At 68.8% G+C, this 21444-nt stretch carries 20 protein-coding genes; 6 read left to right on the forward strand and 14 right to left on the reverse strand.

The window, feature by feature from the left end:
• Positions 1–162 precede the first annotated feature (162 nt).
• Genes mhpA through ACWESM_RS16555 form a run of 5 tightly spaced genes read right to left on the reverse strand, consistent with a single transcriptional unit; the run spans position 163 to position 6128 of the window.
• Entirely contained in the window at positions 163–1797 is a 1635-nt protein-coding gene (gene mhpA, locus ACWESM_RS16535) for a bifunctional 3-(3-hydroxy-phenyl)propionate/3-hydroxycinnamic acid hydroxylase MhpA (RefSeq protein ID WP_452492417.1), read from the reverse strand.
• Positions 1794–2150 carry a DoxX family protein gene (locus ACWESM_RS16540; RefSeq protein ID WP_452492418.1) on the reverse strand — a complete coding sequence of 119 codons (357 nt, stop codon included), beginning with the start codon at positions 2148–2150 and terminating at the stop codon, positions 1794–1796. Before ACWESM_RS16540 ends, mhpA begins: the two co-directional genes overlap by 4 nt.
• Positions 2147–4063, reverse strand: a complete 1917-nt coding sequence (locus ACWESM_RS16545) for an acyl-CoA synthetase (protein ID WP_452492420.1) — start codon at positions 4061–4063, stop codon at positions 2147–2149. Before ACWESM_RS16545 ends, ACWESM_RS16540 begins: the two co-directional genes overlap by 4 nt.
• Positions 4060–4998: a fumarylacetoacetate hydrolase family protein gene (locus tag ACWESM_RS16550; RefSeq protein ID WP_452492422.1), complete on the reverse strand. Its 939-nt coding sequence runs from the start codon at positions 4996–4998 to the stop codon at positions 4060–4062. Before ACWESM_RS16550 ends, ACWESM_RS16545 begins: the two co-directional genes overlap by 4 nt.
• On the reverse strand, positions 4995–6128 hold the full coding sequence (locus tag ACWESM_RS16555; protein ID WP_452492424.1) for a VOC family protein: 1134 nt from the start codon (positions 6126–6128) through the stop codon (positions 4995–4997). The genes ACWESM_RS16550 and ACWESM_RS16555 overlap by 4 nt, the downstream gene beginning before the upstream one ends.
• A 133-nt stretch (positions 6129–6261) precedes the next feature.
• Here ACWESM_RS16555 and ACWESM_RS16560 point away from each other — a divergent pair, with 133 nt between their 5' ends.
• Positions 6262–6921, forward strand: coding sequence for a TetR/AcrR family transcriptional regulator (locus ACWESM_RS16560; protein ID WP_452492426.1), 660 nt, complete (start codon positions 6262–6264; stop codon positions 6919–6921).
• A 199-nt stretch (positions 6922–7120) separates the two neighbouring features.
• Here the strand turns inward: ACWESM_RS16560 and ACWESM_RS16565 are convergent, their stop codons facing one another.
• The gene (locus tag ACWESM_RS16565; protein WP_452492428.1) at positions 7121–7825 is read right to left on the reverse strand and encodes a TetR/AcrR family transcriptional regulator; all 705 of its coding nucleotides are present in this window, start codon (positions 7823–7825) and stop codon (positions 7121–7123) included.
• Positions 7826–7863: 38 nt separating this feature from the next.
• On the opposite strand from ACWESM_RS16565, the gene ACWESM_RS16570 reads away from it, so the two are divergent.
• Complete coding sequence (locus tag ACWESM_RS16570) at positions 7864–10110, forward strand: molybdopterin-dependent oxidoreductase (RefSeq protein ID WP_452492430.1); 2247 nt, start codon at positions 7864–7866, stop codon at positions 10108–10110.
• Between the two features lie 11 nt (positions 10111–10121).
• The gene (locus ACWESM_RS16575) at positions 10122–11828 is read left to right on the forward strand and encodes an FAD-dependent oxidoreductase (RefSeq protein WP_452492432.1); all 1707 of its coding nucleotides are present in this window, start codon (positions 10122–10124) and stop codon (positions 11826–11828) included.
• A gap of 24 nt (positions 11829–11852) precedes the next feature.
• Here ACWESM_RS16575 and ACWESM_RS16580 read toward each other — a convergent pair whose 3' ends face one another.
• Entirely contained in the window at positions 11853–12125 is a 273-nt protein-coding gene (locus ACWESM_RS16580; protein WP_452492434.1) for a hypothetical protein, read from the reverse strand.
• Between the two features lie 92 nt (positions 12126–12217).
• A complete protein-coding gene (locus tag ACWESM_RS16585) occupies positions 12218–13126 on the reverse strand; it encodes a hypothetical protein (protein WP_452492436.1) in 909 nt (302 codons plus the stop codon).
• A gap of 80 nt (positions 13127–13206) precedes the next feature.
• Here ACWESM_RS16585 and ACWESM_RS16590 point away from each other — a divergent pair, with 80 nt between their 5' ends.
• Positions 13207–13617, forward strand: a complete 411-nt coding sequence (locus tag ACWESM_RS16590; RefSeq protein WP_364425548.1) for a winged helix-turn-helix transcriptional regulator — start codon at positions 13207–13209, stop codon at positions 13615–13617.
• Between the two features lie 61 nt (positions 13618–13678).
• Entirely contained in the window at positions 13679–14335 is a 657-nt protein-coding gene (locus tag ACWESM_RS16595; RefSeq protein ID WP_364425546.1) for a hypothetical protein, read from the forward strand.
• A gap of 168 nt (positions 14336–14503) precedes the next feature.
• On the opposite strand, the gene ACWESM_RS16600 is transcribed toward ACWESM_RS16595, so the two are convergent.
• From ACWESM_RS16600 to ACWESM_RS16620, 5 genes are all read right to left on the reverse strand, one after another.
• Positions 14504–16168, reverse strand: coding sequence for a regulator (locus tag ACWESM_RS16600; RefSeq protein WP_452492438.1), 1665 nt, complete (start codon positions 16166–16168; stop codon positions 14504–14506).
• A 15-nt stretch (positions 16169–16183) separates the two neighbouring features.
• On the reverse strand, positions 16184–16894 hold the full coding sequence (locus ACWESM_RS16605; RefSeq protein WP_452492440.1) for a cysteine hydrolase family protein: 711 nt from the start codon (positions 16892–16894) through the stop codon (positions 16184–16186).
• Entirely contained in the window at positions 16891–18279 is a 1389-nt protein-coding gene (locus tag ACWESM_RS16610) for an allophanate hydrolase (RefSeq protein ID WP_364425540.1), read from the reverse strand. The genes ACWESM_RS16605 and ACWESM_RS16610 overlap by 4 nt, the downstream gene beginning before the upstream one ends.
• A 63-nt stretch (positions 18280–18342) precedes the next feature.
• Complete coding sequence (locus ACWESM_RS16615; protein ID WP_355079529.1) at positions 18343–19011, reverse strand: GntR family transcriptional regulator; 669 nt, start codon at positions 19009–19011, stop codon at positions 18343–18345.
• 385 nt (positions 19012–19396) lie between these two features.
• On the reverse strand, positions 19397–19621 hold the full coding sequence (locus ACWESM_RS16620; protein WP_364425536.1) for a hypothetical protein: 225 nt from the start codon (positions 19619–19621) through the stop codon (positions 19397–19399).
• Between the two features lie 127 nt (positions 19622–19748).
• Between ACWESM_RS16620 and ACWESM_RS16625 the strand changes: the two genes are divergently transcribed.
• Positions 19749–20612, forward strand: coding sequence for a hypothetical protein (locus tag ACWESM_RS16625; RefSeq protein WP_452492442.1), 864 nt, complete (start codon positions 19749–19751; stop codon positions 20610–20612).
• A gap of 221 nt (positions 20613–20833) precedes the next feature.
• Here ACWESM_RS16625 and ACWESM_RS16630 read toward each other — a convergent pair whose 3' ends face one another.
• On the reverse strand, positions 20834–21388 hold the full coding sequence (locus ACWESM_RS16630; protein WP_452492444.1) for a VanZ family protein: 555 nt from the start codon (positions 21386–21388) through the stop codon (positions 20834–20836).
• Positions 21389–21444: the final 56 nt, after the last annotated feature.

Here is a 21444-nt window from a genome sequence, read left to right on the forward strand (position 1 = left end):
TGCCGCGGTCAGGCGTGCCCGAAGTGCGTGATGTTCATAACTCCTCGCCGACCCAGCCGATCTGCCGGCGCAGGCGAGATCGCCGACGTCCTCGCCGGCAGGCGAGTTCGGCGGTCGAGGTCGACCAGTCGGGATGACCCGTTCGGCTGGTCCCTCGCCTAGCTAGGAGTCGCTCACTGTCAGCGCATCTGCCTGCACAATGCCGCCGGAACTGGGCGGGCGACTGATGGGTTCGACGCGTTCAGCGGCTTTCGGGGTTGGCGAGCCGGTCTGCGCCGGACGTGCACTCGGCGCGAAACTCGGCAGTGACGAGTACAGATCCGACAGCGTTCTCCCGCAGGTCTGCACGGTGCCGTCGGGGCGGACGAGCACGGCGTCGGCGCGCCCGCCGCGCAGCCAGCGGTGCAGCGCGGTGCCCGGCACGGCCCGCAACACCACACCGCCGCGCTGTTCGACGGTCGCCGCCTGCACCGGTGATGGGGCCGATGTCGTGATGATGGCGTAACGCCCGGCGATGAGGTCGTCGACCCGGTGCCCCTCGGCCATCCGTTCGTTCGGGACCAGCCGTCCGGCCAGACCTCGACACAGCGGCGGTGCGGTCACCAGCGCGGAGCGGTGCAGCGGCGGTGACTCTCCGCTGATGATCGTCCGGGTCAGCCCGGGCAGCCGGTGCAGTCGCGGAGCGAGCAGGCCGCGCAGTCGATTGCCCAGTTCGCCGCCCTCGGTCATGGTCAAACCCATGAGTTTGGCCAGCCGGATCATCATGTGCGCGTGCGGTTTCCGCTCGGTCTCATAGGTGGCGAGCACCGGCTCCGGAAGCTCGCCGCGCAGCACCCCGGCCAGCTTCCAGCTGAGGTTGGCGGCATCGCGCACGCCCGCGCCCATGCCCTGCCCGATGAACGGCGGGGTGAGGTGGGCGGCATCGCCGAGCAGGAATACGCGTCCGGCACGCCATCGGTCGGCCAGTTGCGCGCGGAAGGTGTACTCCGCCACCCGGACCAGCTCCAAGCCCTCGCGGTCGGCGTCGGCCAGCCATGGGGCCAGCAGGGGCCACAGTCGAGCCAGATCACGGTAGTCGTCGGCGGATTCGCCGGGCCGCAAACGGAATTCCCACCGGTGGCGGGTCGTGCCGATGCGCATGTATGTCGCGGCTCGATGCGGGTCGCATACCTGATGCACGCCTCCCCAGTGCCCAGGATCGACCGTGGTCGCGAGGTCGACGACCAGCCAGCGCTGCTCGAATCGCAAATCCCGCATGCGCGCGCCGATCGCGGTGCGCACCAGGCTGTTCGCGCCGTCGCAACCCAGCACGTAGCGGGCGCGCACCGACTCGGACGCGCCGGTCGCGCGGTCTTCGAAATCAACCCGGATACAGTCCTTCTCGACCGTCAGCCCGGTGACTTCCACACCGCCGCGCAGCGAGACGGCCGGATGCAATGCCAGATTGGCCCGCAACAGCGCCTCCAGCTCCGGCTGGTCGAACAGGTTGGCTTCGGGGAATCCGTTGCGGCCCCCAGCCGGATCGCGGTCGAATTGCGCCAGCACCCGATGCCGCGGATCCACCAGGCGCAACCCCGGAGCGGGCCGGGTGATCGCGTCGAACCCCCGTCCGATGCCGAGAAGTTCCACGATCCGCCGGATCTCACCGTCGAGATGGACCGCGCGCGGCTGCGGGTAGACGCCCTTCCACCGCTCGAGGACCAGCGATTCGATGCCATATTGGGCGAGCAGCGTGGCCGCGGTGAGCCCGGATGGGCCCGCTCCGACGATCACCACCGGAACTGTCGGCGAAGTCATCGGGATCCACCGATCAACGTGGCCGCGTAGGCCGTGGCGACCACAGCCGTACCGGCCGCGGGCGCGACTTCGGTCGTGCCGTCGCCGTTTCGGAGATGGCTGGCGACCGCACCGGTCATCAACAGCACCAGCCCGGCCCCGGCAGCACGGCCGATCGCGGGGCGGACCGGTCCCAGCAGCACCCCACCGGCCGCGAGGAGTTCGACCGCGCCGATGCCGCGATAAGCGGTGGTGGAGTACCCGAGATGCGCCGCACGCTCGCGCATCGACGCGACCGCCGCGACCTTGGCCGTCCCGAGGTATAGGAATTCGGCCGCCAGCACGCCCCCGAGCACCTTCGCCACGGTTGTCATTGCCGCACCTCGATTCTCGCGTCGATCGCATAGTGGCCCAGGATCGCCTCGGCCGCGGCTGGGTCGGCATCGGGGTCCAGTACGACGGTGGCGACGATCGCGCCGTCCTCGACCGCGGCGGAGATACCCGCCACACCGGTGGTCTCGGCGAGCGCGTCGAGCAGTTCGCGGCGAGTGGCATCGGCGCGCAGGCTCAGCTTGTACGGCTTTCCGACATCGGTGACGGGCAGCGAGTCGAGGATGGTGACCGTCTTGGGGGCGGCGGCGCGCTCGTGCACCCGCTCGGCCGCCCACGCCACCAGTTCGCCCTCGGTGGCCTCGGCGCCCGCGGTGAGCGCGACGTAGGCGACCGGGACCTCGCCGGCGTGTACGTCCGGGCGGCCCACCGCTCCGGCCGCGCTCACCTGCGGGTGGCTCAGCAGCGCGTCCTCGATGCTCGCGGGATCGATGTTGTGGCCGCCGCGAATGATGAGATCCTTTGCGCGACCGTGCAGATGGATGAATCCCTCCTCGTCGATATGGGCCATGTCACCGGTGCTCAGCCAGCCGTCGACCACGGTGCCCAGTCCATCGAGGCGGTGACCGTGTTCGTCGCGGCCGGTCACGTATCCGGCGAAGACCGTGGGGCCGCTGATGACCAGGACGCCGGTCTCCCCGTCGGGGAGTGTCTCCCCCACCCCGTCTTCAGCCGTGCGGACGACCGCGACCTGCTGATAGGGCATTCGCTGCCCGACCGCGCCGGGCCGGGGAACATCCGGGAAGCTGCGTGCGGTGGCGCACGTCGCCTCGGTGAGGCCGTAACCCTCCACCAGCGTGACCCCGGTGTGCAGCTGGAAGTTTTCGCGGACCGCGAGCGGCAGCGGGGACGCGCCGACCATCGCGTAGCGCAAGCTGGTGATGTCGGTGTCGATCGGGCATTGGGCAAGTACCGCATACACCGTCGGCACGGCGCTCATCGCGGCAATCCGGAAGTGCGCCACGATATTCCAGAACTCCGCGTAGAGCGTGAAGTCCCGATATCCCAGCGGACCGGCCCATACCACCGGCTGACCGCGGAACAGCGGCGCGAGCAGGGTGACGACCAGCGCGTTGACGTGGAACAGCGGCAGCGCGGCGAAGACCACCGATTCCTCATCGAGCAGCGAGTTGGCGGCGATCATCCACGCATTGGAGACCTCACCGGAATGTCGGTGCGCCGCCAGTTTCGGCACGCCCGTCGTGCCGCCGGTGTGGAACAGCGACGCCAGATCCGATGCCGCCGGCGCCTCTCCGTGAAAGCGGATCGAATCCTCCTCGGCGGCAAGGGTATCGAGGTAGCCGATCCGGATGCCGCCGATGCCTGGCAGGGTCGGCGGCGGCTCCGGAGCTGCCGTCGGACGCAACACCAGCAGGGCATCCAACAGACCGCGCGCCGCGAGTTCGCGTGCGGTGGTCCAGGTGTCAGGCTCGAGTTCCGGACCGGCGGCGATCAAGACCCGAGCGCCCGAGCGGCGCAGCAGCTCCGCGACGTGCTCGTGCGACAGGCCGCCATTGATCGGTGCGCCGATGCCCGCCAGCTGTGCGGCGAGGGTTGCCGGGATCAGCTGTGCGCAGTTGGGGGCGATCAGCGCGACCGCGTCGGTGCGGCGCACACCCAGCTCGTGCAGCAGGTTCGCGTACTTGTGCACGTCGGCGAGCAGCTCGGAGTAGGTGCGCCGCAACGGCTCTCGCCATCGCGCCGCATTCGGCAGCACGGTGATCGCGGTGCGCTCCGGCCATCGCGTCGCCGCACGGACGAGCAGGGCGTAGGTCGATTCGGGCAGGCCGCGCGCCTCGAGCGGTATCGCTTCGATGGCGGCCAGGTCCTCCGGGCCCGTGTACCGGGGCCAGAGCAAGTCCTCGGTCGAGGTCTCGAGGGTCGTGTTGTCGGTCATCGGGCGTACCTCACGACCGTGCGCTGGCGGCCCAGGTCGAGGGCGCCGTCGTCGGTGCCGATCGCGGCCTCGACCACGTCCCCGTCCTTCAGGTACTTCGGGTTCTTGGCCTGGCCTCGGAAGAACATCTTCCACTTGACCTTCGGCGGCAGCAGCGAGCCGATGATCTCCACCGGCTTGGGCGGGGCACTGAGCGCGGTGCCGATCGGGGTTCCGGTGAGTAGCAGATCCCCGGCGTCCATGCGCTGGAATCGGGCCAGCGCGCGCAGCGTCTCGACCGGCCGGTAGATCATGTCCGCGACCGTCATGTCCTGCCGCAGCTGGCCATTGACCCACAGCCGCAGCCGCAGATCTCCGAACCGCTTCAGCTCATCGGCGTCGAGCAGCACCAGCGCCGGGCCGACCGGGGTGAAGGTCGGATACGACTTCGCCTCGTAGAACTGCGTTTTCGGCAGCTGCACGTCGCGCGCCGAGATGTCGTTGGTAACTACCAGGCCCGCGACGCAGTCCGCGAGGTTCTCCGCCGAGACATCAGCGCCGACCGGCATCTCGCGACCGAACACGAGGCCGATCTCCACCTCGTAGTCGAGCAGCTGCACATGCGCGGGCCGGATGACGTCGTCGTGGGGTCCACTGATCGATCCGGACGCCTTGCGGAAGAACGTCAGCGGCACCGTCTCGGGGTCCATCCCCGAATCCCTCACGTGCGAGGCGAAGTTCGTCATCTGCGCAACCACCCGACACGGCGCGGTCACCGGGGAGATCAACGAAAGGCTTTGCACTGCCACGGGTTCCGCGCCGGACGCAGCCGCGGCGATCGCCTCACGGTCGGCGAGCAGTTCCCGCGTGGTCGTCGCGGTGGTATCGATACGGGCGGCACCGGCGGGGGTCTGCACCCACCAGGCGTCGGCGGTGCGGAGGATGGATGTGCTCATGAGTTGGCCACTTTCAACAGGCCGCGCAGGCGGCGGATATCGAATTCGTTGTCCTCACGCAGCGCGTCGACGATCGAGCGCAGTTCGCGCAGCGATTCGGCTCCAGGCTTGATGCCGAGGAAGTCCTTGGTCACGGGCGGGCCCCACTGCGCCAGACCGGAAGCGCTCATCGGCGCCCAGCCCGGCTCGAGGGTGCAATCGAACATGTCGCCGTCACTGAAGTGCTCCACCATGAACCCGTCGGGATCGCGCCAGTAGTCGAAGATCTGGCTGCCATGGATATGGCGGCCGATCCCCCACGATCGGCGATAACCCTGTTCGCGCAGGTACTCTCCACCCGCCGCGAGCGCGTCCAGGTCGGCGACCTGATACGCGGAGTGCACATAGCGGTTCGACGGCCCGAGCGTCAACGCGAGCGTGTGATGGTCGGTCGGCACCGAACCCTGGTCGCAGCGAATGAAACTCATGACCGGACCACGCTCCCGCTGGCCCGGGTAAAAGAGGAAGTCGCTGACGATCAGGCCCAGATTCCGCAGATACCAGTCGAGGGTCTCGCGGTATCTCGTCGACTGGATCACCACGTGTCCGAGCCGACGCACGCGTGCCGGTGCCCGCAGCGGTCGCTGCGTGGCATTCACCCGCGCCACCTCGTGCCCGAAGTTGAAGATGTGGGGCCGTTGCGTCGGCAAAGCCTCCAGTTCGTGCGTCTCGGCGACCACTCGCACCCGCAGGCGGCTCGGATCGGAAAGGTCGACGGTCAGTCCGCCCAGTGACTCCGGCAATGGCATGGCTCGCGCACCGGTCGCGGCGGCCAGTCGCAGCAGATCGGCGGAATCGGCGGCACGAAAGGCCGGACCGACGAAGCGCGAGCGGACACCACGCCGGATGAGCACGCATGGCGCGCCCGGATCGGTCCCGCGCAGCTGCAACTCGTCGGCCGTCCGCATGGCGGTCGCGAACCCGAAGGCGTGGGCGAAAGCCTCCGCCCCGTCCAGGTCGGGCTTCTCGAACTCCAGCCACGCCAAGTCCAGCACCTTGATCACGGGATTGCGCGCCCGGCCCGGATGCTCACCCGCGTGCGCCCCCTGCTCGCTGTGCAGACCGCTGTGTACATCGTGATGGCCGCTCATCGACCACTCCCTTCCAACAACTGACGATATCGTCACTCACGAGAGCGGCGTCAGTCAATACCATCTGACGATTCCGTCAAAATTGAATCGAGCGGCTATGATGGTGAGCCTGTCCAGTAGGAGAGATGCATCGATGACCACGCACAATGGGTCGGCACCCAATCGCCTGGAACGCCGCAAGGCCCGCACGCGCGCCGCGCTGGTCGGCGCGGCGCAATCACTGCTGGCCGAGGGCAAGATCAATGTGCCGATCCTCGAGATCACCCAGGCCGCCGACGTCGGCATGGGATCGTTCTACAACCATTTCCAGAGCCGCGAGGAGCTGTTCCATGCTGCCGTCGAGGAGGCGCTCGACCGGCACGGCGCACTGCTCGATCTGCTGTGCGAAGACGTCGAGGATCCGGCTCAGGTCTTCGCGCAGAGCTTCCGCCTCACCGGCCGCCTGCACCGCCTGCATCCCACCCTCAGCAAGGTCTTGCTCAATGACGGGCTCGGCGTGGCGAACTCGGACCGCGGGCTCGCGCCTCGCGCACGCCGCGACATCGAGGCCGCGGCCGAAGCCGGGCGCTTCGACATCCGCGACCCGGAACTGTCGATGACCATCGTCGCCGCCGCGGCCCTGGGCCTCGGACGCCTGCTGCACGACCATCCCGAACGCGACGACGCCGAGGCCGCCGACCAGGTGGCCGAGGACCTGCTGCGCATGTTCGGGCTCTCCTCCGAGGAAGCCCACGATATCTGCCGACGCCCGCTACCGCCGTTGGACCTGCCGCGCGTCGGCTCGACTCCATAGACTCAGCGGTCGTCAACGGCGGGAGCCTGCGGCAACCATCTCGAGGGGGCAACGCTAGCTGGGCCATCGCGGCCGGAGCACCGCATGCTCTACCGGGGCCGGCACACCACCGAACGCCGGTCGGTGGGCCACGCGCCGCGCGACTCCAGCCGCTGGTCAGGGGGAATAGTGCTGGCGCGCATACGCTGCACGCGCGACGCTACGACGACGCCTGCGCGCTCGGTGAAACAGCCGAAGCCATCGGCTCGGCGCGGACCATCCGCTCACGGAGCCCGATCGGCTCGTCGTGGCGGGCGGCAGCATAGACCTGCAAGTAGCGAGTGATGGCGATCCGACCCTCGTCGGTCAGCGCGTCACTCTCGTCGCCGCGCTGGTGGGCCAGCTCGAAGACGTGGTCGCCCAGCTCCACGGCCACTTCGACGACGCGTCGGCTGGTGCCGGGCGCGAGCAGGCCGGTGGCAAGCAGGTGGCGGTGGAGCAGGTCGGTGAGCCTGCCGAGGTGTTTTCTGATGTCGTCGCGGAGAGCCTCGTTGTGCCGGGAGGCGTAGTAGAGCGCGACGAAGTCCGGGTGCGACATGTAGTGGCGGCCGTGAAAGGCGATGAACGCCTCGACGGCGGCCGCGATGTCCGGGTGTGGCCGGGCGGTGGCGAGAGACTCCTCCAGTTCGCTATCGAGGCGCGTGAGTTCGCGGGAGAGCAGCTGCTCGAAGATGGCGTCGCGGTTGGTGAAGAACTGGTACACCGTCGCCGACGGGACACCAGCACGTTCCGCCACGGAACGGACCGTCGCCGCGTCGGTTCCCTCGGCCGTGATGATCTCCATGGCGGCGTCCAAGATCCGCTGGACCCGCTCGCGGCTGCGCTGCTGGACCGGTTCGCGGCGGAGAGGGCTGGCGTCGGGCACGGCATCCATGGTAGACACGAAAAAAATAACATGACGTCATGTTCATGTTTCAGCGGATCTCTTGCGGAGGCGACTACACCATGAGTGCGACCGGGGCAGCCGTCGATGCGTTGACCGAGGCGGGGCGGGCGATACGCGGCTCCGGGGGCGGCGGCACCGCGAAGGCCGCTTGCAACTTGTGCGAGGCGATTTGCGGGATCGAGATCACCATCGAGGGCGGGAGGGCCGTCGGTGTGCGCGGCGACCGCGACGACCCCCTATCCCGCGGCCACGTGTGCCCCAAGTCCGTAGCGATGACCGACGTGCACAGCGACCCGGACCGGCTACGGCGGCCGCTGCGCAAGATCGACGGAGAATGGGTGGAGGTGGACTGGTCCGAGGCGATCAACGCGGCGGCCCGCGGACTCGCTCAGGCCCGTCGGCGGCACGGCGCGAATGCGGTGGCGGTCTACCTGGGCAACCCCTCGGTCCACAGCCTCGGCGCGATGACCCACGGGTCCGCGTTCGCCTCATTGCTGCGAACCCACAACCACTTCTCGGCATCCTCGGTCGACCAGTTGCCGCACCAGGTCGTTTCGGCACTGCTGTACGGGCACCAGTTCCTGCTGCCGGAGCCGGATCTGGACCGGACACAGCACCTGCTCATGTTCGGTGCCAACCCGCGTGCGTCGAACGGAAGCCTGATGACCGCGCCGGATATGGCGCGGCGGCTGCGGGAAATCCGCGAGCGCGGCGGGCGGGTCACCGTCATCGACCCGCGCCGCACAGAGACAGCCGCGGACGCCGATGAGCACGTATTCATCCGGCCCGGCACGGACGCCGCGGTGCTGTTGGCCATGGTGCACGTCGTCTTGCGAGACCGGGCACCGCGCCTGGCCGAATACATCACGGGTGCGGACGCGCTCCGAGACGCGGTCGCCGAGTTCACGCCGGAAGCCGCCGGCCGTTTCAGCGGCGTGCCCGCCGCCACGATCACCCGCCTCGCCCACTCCTTCGCCGACGCGGGTCCCGCCGCCTGCTACGGCAGGTTCGGCGTGTCGACCCAGCGGCACGGCACTGTGTGCCAGTGGGCCATCCAGGTGCTCAACATCATCACCGGCAACCTGGGCCGCGAGGGCGGGACGCTGTTCACCGATCCGGCCATCGACATGACACGGCTGCTGAGCCCGGGCCATTTCGGCCGACGCCGCAGCCGTGTGCGCGGGCTTCCTTCCTTCGCCGGGGAGTTTCCGGTCGCCGCCCTTGCCGAGGAGATCACGACGCCGGGCCAGGGGCAGGTCCGGGCGCTGTTGACGATCGCGGGAAACCCGGTGCTGTCCACTCCTGCCGGAGCCGCCCTCGGCACCGCGCTCGGCGGCCTCGACTTCATGGTGGCCGTGGACTTCTACCTCAACGAGACCACTCGCCACGCCGACGTCATCCTGCCGCCGACCAGCGCGCTGGAACGAGACCACTACGACTTGGTTTTCCGGTCCTTCGCCGTCCGCAATACCGCGAAATACTCGCCCGCGGTGCTGCCCAAGCCGCGCGGCGCGCGGCACGACTGGGAGATCTTCCGCGACCTCGGCTCGGCCTACCAACGCCACCTCGGAGGCGGCCGGATGCAGGTATTGCGCCGTCGCCTCAGTAGGCCCGCCCTGGCCACCGAGATTCGGCTGCGGACACCGCCGCGCCGGCTGGTGGACCTGCTCCTGCGCACAGGTCGCTACAAACTGAGCGTGCGGCGACTGCTCGCTCACCCGGCCGGGCTGGACCTGGGCCCGCTGCGGCCGGGCGTCGAGCATCGCCTGCGCACTCCTGACCGCCGACTACACCTCGTGCCACCGGAGATCGCGGACGCCCTCGACACCCTGCGCTCCGACCTGTGTACGGCTCCGGCGGATCCAGGGTCGCTGCTGTTGATCGGCCGACGGCACCTGCGCTCCAACAATTCCTGGATGCACAACTACGCCCGCCTCGTCGCCGGTCCGCAACGGCACCATCTGCTCATGCATCCTGCCGACGCGGCCCGCCTCGGACTGGCCGACGGGCCCGCCGTGCTGCGCTCGCGCACCGGCGCCGTGCGGGTGGACGTCAGGCAGACCACCGACATCATGGCGGGCACGGTCAGCCTGCCGCACGGGTACGGGCACGCGGCGGCGGAAAGTCGGCTGTCCGTGGCCTCCCGCGTCGCGGGCGCGAGCGCCAACGATGTCACCGACCCACTGTTCCTGGACACCGTCAGCGGAAACGCCGCCCTCAACGGAATCCCGGTCACCGTGGAACCGCTCCCCGACTCCCGCTAGCAAGGAACGCCATGCCCCACGTCATCACCCAGCCGTGCTGCAACGACGCCTCCTGTGTGCCGGTGTGCCCGGTCGGCTGCATCCATCCCACCCCAGACGAACCGGGCTTCGCCTCCGCCGAAGCCCTCTACATCGACCCCGCCAGCTGCATCGATTGCGGCGCCTGCGTCGCCGAGTGCCCGGTCGGGGCGATCACCCGCGACACCGCGCCCGCCGCAGGCCGGTTCTTGGACCTGGCGGAGGCCTATTACCAGCGAAACCCGCTGCCGCCCGGCATCCCCGACGCCTCGCCGCCCGCTGCGCGGGCCGAGATCGAGGAGCTTCGAGTCGCGGTGGTGGGCTCCGGACCCGCAGGCGCGTATGCCGCACTCGAGCTGCTCGAGCATCCGGGCGCGACAGTCACGATGTTCGACCGGCTGCCCACACCGTGGGGGCTGGTGCGAGGCGGCGTGGCCCCCGACCACCCGTCCACCAAATCCGTCACCGAGGTATTCGAGCGCGCCGCCGCCAATGGCCGCTTCCGCTTCCACCTCAACGTCGAGGTCGGTACCCACATCACCCACGACGAGCTGGCCGCAGCGCATCACGCCGTCGTCTATGCCTATGGGGCCTCCGGTGACCGCCGCCTGGGGATTCCCGGCGAGGACCTGCCGGGAAGCGCGTCGGCAACCGAGTTCGTGAACTGGTACAACGGCCACCCGGACTTCATCGACCGCATGTTCGATCTCTCCTGTCGCCGTGCGGTCGTCGTCGGCAACGGCAACGTCGCCCTCGACATCGCCCGCCTCCTGGTCGCCGATCCCGCGGAGCTCGCCGCCACCGATATGGCCGACCACGCGCTGGCCGCCCTGGCCGCAGGCACGATCGAGGAAGTCGTGGTGCTCGGCCGGCGCGGCCCCGCGCAGGCCGCGTACACCACTCCCGAGCTGCTCGCCCTGACCGATCTCGACGGCGCCGATGTCCTCGCCTTGTCCGACGAGGCCAAATTGGATCCCGACCAGCTCGCCGCACTTCGATCGGACCCGATCGGGCTGGCCAAAGCGCAGGCTGCCGCGGAACTCACCACACGCCGCCGCGGTGCGTCGCGCCGTATTGTCCTGCGCTACTTGTGTTCTCCGCTGGAGATCTTGGGCGATCAACGAGTCACCGGAGTGCGTGTGGCTCGCAATCGGCTCGAACACGGCCCCGGCGGCGACGTCCGCGCTGTCCCGACCGGAATCGAAGAGACCATCGAGGCGGGCCTGGTACTCCGGGCGGTGGGCTACCGCGGCGCTGCGCTGTCCGGCCTGCCCTTCGACCATGACCGCGGTGTGCTGCCCAACGACTTCGGCCGAGTCCTCGCCGGCACCGGCGAACCCATCCCCGGCGTTTACACGGCGGGATGGATCAAGCGGGGCCCGTCCGGAGGCATCGGCGCCAACAAGAAATGCGCACTGGACACTGTCGCCGCACTCCTCGCCGACCATTCCGCAGGATTGCTTCCCGCCCCGGCAACAACCCCGCAGGACCTCGACGCACTGGTCCGGCAGCGCCGGCCCACCGCCGTCGGTGTGCACGAGTGGCGGGCGATCGATCGGACCGAGCGCGACCTCGGCGCGGTTCAGGGACGGCCGAGGCGCAAACTCGCCTCGTTCCCCGCCTTGCTCGCCGTTGCGCATGGGGAGGACTCGATGCCGACGATTCCACTGCCGATCGACGCAGACGGGTTCCGCCTCTAACCAATCCTGCTAATGCTGCGTTCCTCAAAGGTGGTAGATAAAACGGCGGCGTAGGGTCCTGGGTTTCGGCTCTTGCAGCTTGAGCCAGCATGCCCCGACCAGGATGAAGGCCTGTTTGATCCGGGGGTGACCCTCGAGCCATTCGCGGGCGGATTTGCTGTTGTGGCTGGAGAGGTTGTCGGTGATGACATAGATATCACCGGTGGGGTTGGCCGGTTCGAGCATTTCGAGGAAACGCCGGTAGTTCACGCTGTTGCGCGAGGATGCGGTGAGTGTGGCGGCGTGACCGTCGCGCACGCGGATCGATCCGTGGACCCAGATCTTGTCGGGAATGCGCTACAGCGATATCGCACAGGAGCTGGACATTCTTGACTCGCCCGGCCTGCTGTTCAGCGCGACGCGTTCACCGATGCCGACTGAAACCCGCCCGCCTGCACCGCGTCGGTGATGAGCGTCCGAACGTCGCGCGGTGCGCCCGCCAGCAGCTCGAGGAGGTCGGTGCTAGATGCCTCGAGCAGTCCGGCACCGAGATTCGCGAACAACGAGAGGGTATGCGTGATCTGGTACGGCTCCAATCCACTGCCCTGCAACATATCCCGCGTTTCGCCGAGCGATATCGGCACGTATCGCACTGGGCGATTGAGGGATTCGCTCAGGATCTCGGCGATATCCGGGCCACCGATCGCGGTCACACCCTCGAGCTCGTATACCTTGCCCGCATGTCTGCTGGGCCGCCCCTCAGCCAGATCACGCTCGGATTCCGCGGCTACCCGAACGGCTACCTCGGCCAGGTCCTCGCGCGCCACCACCGAGATCCGGCCGGTGCCGAATGCCGCCGCGAATACACCCGATTCGGCCGTGGAGGCGGCACCGGCGACGGCGAGGCCGACCGGCACCTCCGCGTAGAGGCCATTGCGCAGGACGGTGGCGTCGAAAGGTGCTGCGGCGAGACGTTTTTCGGTCCAGCGGTGCGGCAGGGCGATGGTCATCAGATCGCCGGATCCCGCGAGACCGGTGTAGATCACGTGCCGGACACCGGCCGCGCTGGCGGCGTCGATCACCGCACCGTGGCGGGCCAACACCACATCGTCTTCGGCGTATCCGGCCGAAATCAGGACCAGGACATCGACATCCCGCAGTCCCGCGAACAGCGTCGCCGGGTCGTCGAAATCGATACGACGCGTGGTGATGTCGTCACCGGAGCGGCTGCCCGCCGCTACGGTCAGGTCGTCGACGGTGGACAGGCCGCGGTGGACGAGGCCGCCGAGGGCTCCGGAGATGCCGGTTACCAGGATCATCGCAACACTCCCGATTGTTGTAGTTGCTGGATTCGACCCAGCATCGGCGGCCGCGGCGCGCGGCATAAGGAGGCACTTTCATGTCGGTCACGAACACTGCGGTCACCGCGCAGGTCGCGGGCACTATTCCCGACGGGCCCTGTGGCGATGACGACTGCGGCATCCGCGATGTGCTCGACCGATTGGGGGATCGGTGGACGGTATTGGTGATCGTCGAACTGAGTAAAGGGGTGCGGCGTTTCCGTGAGTTGGAGCGGGCGATTCCGGGCATCTCACAGCGGATGCTGACACTGACCACCAAACGCCTGTGCCGCGACGGCATGGTGGAGCGGATCGCGTACCCGACGATCCCACCGCAGGTCGAATACCGGCTCACCGAGACCGGCCAGAGCCTGGCCGCGGCCATCAGCGCACTCGCCGATTGGTCGCGCGAGCACAAGGACCGCATCGCCGACGCGCGCCGACACTGGGATGCCGAGCACGGCGACTGAACACCTGTCGCGGGCGGGCGGACAGCGCTTGAATGGAAGCATTCCCACAGGGAGGTTCCCGATGACCCTTACCGCTCGTGACCTGCTCTACGGGATCCAGGCCGAGCTGGCCCCGCACGACGACGACAATCGCATGGTTCCGCTGATCTCGGTGGGCAGGGCGCCACGCGCGGTATTCGCGGCGATCGCCGCCGAGGAACAGCGCATCATTAGCAGCGACTGGCGCAGCTTCCACGCCATGGCGGCGCGAGCGGACGACCCGCACGTCAGAGCGTTCCTCGACGGCCTCCCGCCCGGCGAGCAGCAGGCACTGGCTCTGTTGGACGCACTCGTGGCGGCGGCCGGACCAGATCAGGGCATGGAGCCGCCCAGAGCGGGTTGTCAGGCCTATCCCGCGTATGTCGCGTGGCTGGCGCTCAACGCCGAACCCTCCGCAGCGACTGCCGGTATCTACGCGAATGTCGCCGCATTCGGCCGCTATTGCCGTGTGGTCGCCGACAGCATGCGCACCAACTACAAGTTCGACGACCCGGCCTGCGCATTCTTCGACTTCTTCGCGGCCGATAGCCCCGAATATGAACAGCGGGCCCTCGCCGCAATCCAGGCCGGAATCGACACCGACCGACTGAATCCGAACGACGCCCACCTGTACGCCAGACTCTTCCAGAACTACGAACTCATGTTCTGGAACACCCTCGCCGACGAGTTCGCCGGATAGCACCGCAACCGTCGGTGTTCCTCCGAGCCGACCGCTCGTCGGCAGCTGAGCTAGCTCGCACCGTCGTAGACCACTGCCGATCGGCGAATCTCGATATGTTGATCAACAACGCGGGCCGCCCGCTGCAAGACCCGTCTGACAATCCCGTGGCACACAGAACGGGTTAGCTCAGTCGAGCGGCGTCGCGGCGGGCTCCGCGGCCACCGGCTCGGGCTGCGCCGGTATGGCCGCTGCCGGTCGCGTCGGCCGTTCGGGCGCTGCCGGGACCGCCGCGAGCGGCTTCCGAGCCCCGGCCAGCCGCGAGTAGGCGAGGCAGACCAGCCCGCATAACAGATAGCCCAGCGCCACCTTCGGTGCCGCAGCCCAGGCGATCTGGGCGGCGTGGATGAGGCCGATCCAGCTCAGTGCCGCGGCGGCGGCGCACGCGGTGGCCGCGGCGACGAAGCGCTTGTCCAGGATGAAGGTCACGACCGCGCCGAGCACCAGACCGGCCAGCACGCCGCCCGAGCCCAGCGTCTTCAGCCCGTCGTACACCACGCCCGCTTGGCCGAGCGCGGCGTCGCCGACGTTGTCGGCGGTGGTACCGGCCGCCGTCAGCGCGTTGTCGATCTGGCCGACCGCCCACTCGGCGAGGTTGGGGATCAGCGCCGCGACCACCGCCACGGCGTGCAACTTGGGCACCGCCTGGAACGCCTGTGCGCCGATCAGCAGGCCGATATACAGCAGAATCGGCACGATCGCCGGGATCGGCAGCAGGGTGGCGAGCACCCCGAACAGCCCCAGCAGGCACATCACGCCGATGGTGACGCCGCTGGCCAGCGAGTATCCGGTGCGCCCGCCGGCGTCCTTCCAGCCCGGATGGCCGATGTAGACCGCGGGCGGGAACGGCGAGCCGAAGCCTGAGCCGACGACGGCGCCGAGCCCGTCGGCGAGCAGCACGCTGCGCAGGTTGTAGTTGTCGCCCGCCGCCGCGGCGCTCTCCACGTTGCTCATCGCCTCGGTGAAGTTGTAGACGCCCAGCGGAATCGCCGTGGCCAGCAGCGGGCTGAGATTGCCGAGGCCGGTGAACAGCAAGTGCAGGTGCAGGGTCGGCAGCCCGATCGCGATGTCGTGCGCGGCCTTGCTGACGTCCGGCACCGACATGAACCCGCCGATCCAGCCGATCGCCGTGCCGATCAGCAGCGCCACCAGGCCGACCGGGACGTTGCCGGGCAGCCGCACGTCGGTGAAGAAGCCGATCAGGATGATCGCAAGCACGGGCAGCGCGATCCACGCGGCCTCCCACATCTGCGCGGCCGGGCGCATGGAGATGAACGTGATCGAGATGCCCGCCAGCGTGCCGAGCATTGCCGCGCGCGGGGTGATGCGGCGGATGTAGGGGCCCACGAAGCCGCCGATCATGACGATCACGCCGATCAGGAACGCCCAGGCCAGGCCCGCCGACCACGCCTTCAGCGGATCGTGGCTGCCCAGATAGATCGGCAGCATGACCACGAACACCACGATGAACATGTGCGGCACGCTGGGTCCGTACGGCAGCGCCGTCACCGTCGCCCGCTGTTCGCGGCGAGCGAGGCGGCGGGCCAGCAGCACGTAGTAGAGGTTGCCGAGCACCAGGGCCACCCCCAGCGCGGGCAGCACGCTGCCCAGCACGTCCTTGCTGGAGATGTTCACCACCGTGATGGACAGCGTGGTGAGGGTGAGCACGTTGACCAGGATGTTGAAGCAGAGCCCGAAGTAGGCGTTGGTGTCGCCGCGCGTCCACCAGGGCAAGCGGAGGGCGGCGGGTTCCTCGGCGGGTGCAGTGTCACTGGGTTGCGTTTCGAGGGACATCGGCTTTCCTGTTCACTAGACCGGGCGTATCGGCGGAAGGAGCGAGCTGGGCGGGGTGGTCAGCCCGGCGACGACAGCGGCCGAATCGGCGACCCAGCCGAAAATGCCGCCCTGTGCCGCGATCATCTCCAGCCCCACTCGCTGGAATTCGGGGAAATAGGAACCGACGCAGTCGGACACGACCAGGCACTCGTAGCCCCGGTCGTTGGCTTCGCGCACGGTGGTGTGCACGCACACCTCGGTGGTGACCCCGGTGACCAGCAGGGAGCGGATGCCCCCGCGCTGCAGTTCGTCGGCGAGGCCGGTGGCGTAGAAGGCGCCCTTGCCCGGCTTGTCGATCACGACCTCGTCCGGCAGCGGTGCCAGCTCGTCGACGATGTCGTGGCCGTACTCGCCGCGGATCAGGATGCGGCCGAACCGCCCCGGGTCGCCGATGCGCTGGGAGGGGTTGCCGCGCAACAGCTTCGACGGGGGGCAATCGGACAGGTCGGGCCGGTGACCCTCCCGGGTGTGCAGCACCGGCACCCCCGCCGCGCGGGCGGCGGCCAGCAGCGCGCGCAGCGGCTCGATCACCGTGCGCAGCAGTCCGACGTCGTTGCCGAGGCTCTCGCCGAAGCCGCCGGGCAGCAGGAAGTCGCGCTGCATATCGATGATCAGCAGGGCCAGGGTGCCCGGCTCGTATCGGAAGGGTCCCGGCCGCGCCGGAATGGACTGTGTGGCGGTCACTGTCGCTCCTTCGCTGCTCGGGCGGCGGCCGTGGCGGTCACCACCGTGCGGGGTTCGTCGAGGATGCGCGCCGCGGCCGCCAGCACGGTGTCGTCAGCGAGCGCGGGACCGGCCACCATGACCGACAGCGGCCGCCCGTCGCCGGTCACGCCCACCGGCACCGCCACGGCGGTGAGGTCGAGCAGATTCCCGAAATGGGTGTAGTGCCCGAGCACGGTGTTGGTGGCGACAGGATCGGCCAGCACCTGCGCCACGGTGAAGGTGGTGCCGATAGCCGGCAGCACCAGCACGTCGAAGTCGGCCCACATCCGGGCCACTCGCGCGCGCAGCCGTTGTAGCCGCTGCTGCGCCCGGAACACGTCCACCGCGTCGAACCGGTAGCCACCGGTGAGGATTTCGCGCACTGTCGGCAGTATCGAGTCCGGATGATCGGCCAGGAAGTCGCCGAACTCCACCAGCCGCTCGGCCACCCAGGGGCCCTGATAGAGCAGCTCGCCCGCCGCCAGGAACGGCTCCAGAGTGGTCGTCACGCAGTCGAATCCGAGCCCGGACAGGCGCTCCCGCAGCGTCAGGTGCGCATCACGGAACACCGTGTCGCCGAAGAACTCCAGCTCCGCCGCGGCGGGCAGCCCGGCGCGCAGCCGCCCGCCGCGGTGGCGCGGCCCGCGGGGGCGGCTCCAGGGATCGTCCGGGTCCACCGCCGCGATCACGTCGAAGACCCGGTCGAGGTCCTCGATCGAGGTGGCGGTGAGGGTGACGCAGTCCAGCGACTTGCACGCCGGGACCAGCCCGACCGCGCTGATCAACCCGCGCGACGGCTTCCAGCCGACGATGCCGTTGAGCGCGGCCGGGACCCGGCCGGACCCGGCGGTATCGGTGGCCACGCAGAACGGCACCTCGCCCAGGGCCACCGCCCGCGCGGAGCCGGAGCTGGACCCGCCGCAGACGAGGTCGCCGCCGAAGACGCTGCGCGGGATGGTGTATGGGGTGCGGGTGCCGTTCAGCCCGGTGGCGAACTGATCCAGGTTGGTCTTGCCGACGAACAGCGCGCCCGCGTCCAGCAGGCGCTGCACCGCCGGGGCGGTTCCGGTTGCCGTATAGGCGAAGTCGGGGCAGGCCAGGGTGGTGGGCCAGCCCGCGACATCGATGCTGTCCTTCACCCCGAACGGCACGCCGTACAGCGGCAGCGTGCGCGCGCCCGGCCGCCGCTCGATCTCGGCCGCCGCGGCCAGCAGTTGCGCGCGGGGCACCGGCGTGATCCAGGTGCCGTCGTCGCCGTTGGCGGCGATCGCGTCGGCGACCCGCGCCGCGGTGTTCGTCGGTGAGCCGCTACCGCTTTCGTGTGAATGCAGGATCTCGGCGATGCTGGGTCCCGTGCTGCGCATTTGTCGATTGTCGACAGAATGCGTGAAGCCCGGTGTGTTCGTGTGTTTCGGCTGTGTTGCCGGTCAGCGGAATTCGAGATCGAGGTAGGCCAGCTCGCCGTGCGTGCGCATCTCCTCCAGCACGATGTCCCGGTCGTTGGTCTCCAGGGCGGCCAGCAGCGCGGCGTGCCGGCGCACCCCGTCGCGGCGGTGCGTGGCCCGCGCCTCCTCCCGCAGGTTGCGGGCCATCGGCAGCTGCAGCTTCAGCAGGATCGGCGCATAGGCCAGATCCAGCTGCCGATGGCCGGCCAGCGCGACGATCGCGGCGTGGAAGCGGCGGTGCGCGTTGTCCCGCTCGAAGTCGTCGCCGCAGCCGTCGGCCGCCCGCATGTCGGCCAGCGCGGCGCGCACCGCGCGCAGCGGATCTCCCGTGGCTGGCAGCGGAAACGCGCTCTCCACCGCGTGCCGCTCCAGGACCCGCCGCAGCTCGAACAGTTGCCGCACGTCCGTGGCCGACCACACCACCACCCGGAAGCCGCGGCGCGGCAGATGCTCGATGAGCCCCTCCTGCACCAGCAGCCGCAGCGCCTCCCGCACCGGCGCCCGGCTGGTGCCCAGCCGGGCGCACAGCGCCTCCTCGCCGATCCGATCGCCCGGCGCGTACGCCCCGCTCAGTACCTCCGACCGCACATGCCGCACCGCCAAATCCACCAGGCTCGGCGGCAGCACGGTCTCCTCAGCACGCACCGTCATGCTTCGAGTCTACGAACGGGGTGTTCGGCGGCCGCTGCCCCGGACCCGCCCAGGACAGGAAGGCCGCCGTGGTCACCGTGACGTCGGCGGAGCTGTAGTACCAGCCGTTCCAGGTGTCGGCGACGATCACTGGATGCCGTGCCCGCGCGCCGTGTCATTGGCGGGCAGCCAGATCCCGTTGCAGCCTCGACCTTGTTCCACTGCCTCGGGGAGCGCCACGTGCGGCATGAACAATCTGAAGCGGTTCACCGAATTCGACACTGGCGCCGCGCGCATCGGCGGCCACCGCTACCGAACGAGGACTGCGCTGATGCGCTGCGCGAGCACTCCGAGTCTCGGCTTCGAACGCGCTGTGTTGTCGCGACCCGGGCGGTTCAGCGCCGCCTCAGAACAGCCGATCACCCGAAGGCTCCGGCACGGGCGTCGTTCCCACGCGTACGCGCTCCTCGTCGTCGATGACATCCTCGATCGCGTCGATCTGGTCCTGAACCACCTCGGCGCGGGCCACCAACTCGATCCGGTCGGGCTCGGTGAGGCTCTCGGCACCGAGCTTCTCGAAAACGCAGGAGAGCACCGACCGTAAGTCCTCTAGCTTGCTGTCTGACTCCACGGGACCTCACCCTACGTCCGAACTCGACGAACATCCGCTTCTGCCGATTATCGAGTGGTAGACGCCGATCAGCTCTGGGACCATCGGGTCAGCGTTCGACATTGATGCCGATGGAAGGAAATCGCGGATGACCACGCCGCGGCGGTACTGGATCAGATTCGACCCACAGCAGTGCTCCGACCCACGGTTCCGGCAGGGCGTCGGCGTGACTGGATTCGACGTACCGGATTGCCTGTCGATGGTGGCGAAGCTGTTCCCCGACGAACCGATGCCACCTGTGCGCCGAATTACGGCCGACATCTCACTGGCCGAGCCACTGCCGGTGAATCCTCGCTATCTCGGAGTCCCGGTGTGGCGCGGCGTGTGGTATCCACCCGTGAATCTTGAAACCGGGCCGACCCGCGCCATCGACCGAAGAGGCGCGCCTTCCGAATACCCGGCACCCGTCACAGCATCGGGCCGCCGAATGCGAATCAGCGAGACACTGCACACGAAAACCACATGGCGGGACGAAATCCCGCATATCAATGGGCTGCTGTGGCCGCTGGTGACCATGCACCACGCCGAGTACGGCCGCGGAATGCGGCTCAGCGCCCCAGCGCTTCGCGCCGTCTGCGCCACGGATCCGACCTACGGGGACATGGTGCGCGAAGCTCTCGACTACATGATCGCGTGGCGCCCGACACCGGATGAATGGTTCGACGCGACCGAAACCAGGTTCGCCGATCAACGGGACCTGGACGAGTACCTGCGAGCCTTCCGCGACTACCTATTCGGAACTCGCCCGGAGCCGCTCTATCCTCCCGGCAGCGAACCGCTTTCACCCGAGGACGAGTACATGCGGGCCATCCGCCGCTTGGTCATCACTCGCCCGGAGCCCATCCACCCACCCGGCAGCGAACGGCTTTCACCCGACGGGGAACAGAGTTTCGCTCGCGCTGCACGTCAAACCCCTGTTGAGAGCTCAACTCTTCGTTCCGAAGCCGAATAATCTCTACACGCGGCTCACGGGTCCAACCGCCGCTCGGCAACACCTCGGAACCACTCCCCCGGCCGATCACCGAGCTGGCTCTAGTGAACTCGAGTGCGCGCTCATGCCGATTTCCGTGCATCCAGCGGGATCGGTCTCCAGTGTGGGATCTGTTGATCGGGGCAGCTCGTCGCGGATGGCCGGCATCGCCCCAGCGGCCACGCACTTTCTCGATGATCTCCCTACTCGGGGAAGGTGGGCTGGAGGACGCCGTATCGCTCGGAGACGATGCCCCGTGTCGGCTCTTCGGGTAAAGCCGGCTCGGAACGGTCGGTAATTGCGCGCGACGCCCACAGATGTCGTGAAAGCTGGCCCGCCAGGCATGCACCGACCGCGTTCAACAGTACGTCGTCGACGGATGAGTGACGGCCGATAGCGAGGGCGAACTGTGCAGCCTCCACCGCGATCGAAGCTGCTGCTCCCGCCAACAGGATGCGGTACGAGCGGGCGAACCAGGGTCGGCGCACCGGCAACAGGAAGCCGAGTGCGGCGAAGACCAACAGATTCCCGCCGAACTGCTCGATCACCCGGTCGTCGGCCAGTTGCTCGGCCAGATCACGCAGCGGCACGAGATTCAGCGAACGACCCGTTCCGGTCGGCGTGAGGATCATCCACAACCACGGCGCGGTACCCGTCACCATCCCGACATCGCACAGCGCCGCCCGCCACCCGCGCCGCCCAACCAGCCACCAGGCCACGAGACCGGCTACCGGTATCGCGGCGATCGCGGCCACCACGACCCCGCCCCACGCGTGCCACGTCCCGTTCACACCGCCAGTATCACCCAAATCAC

Source organism: Nocardia sp. NPDC003999 (assembly GCF_053604885.1).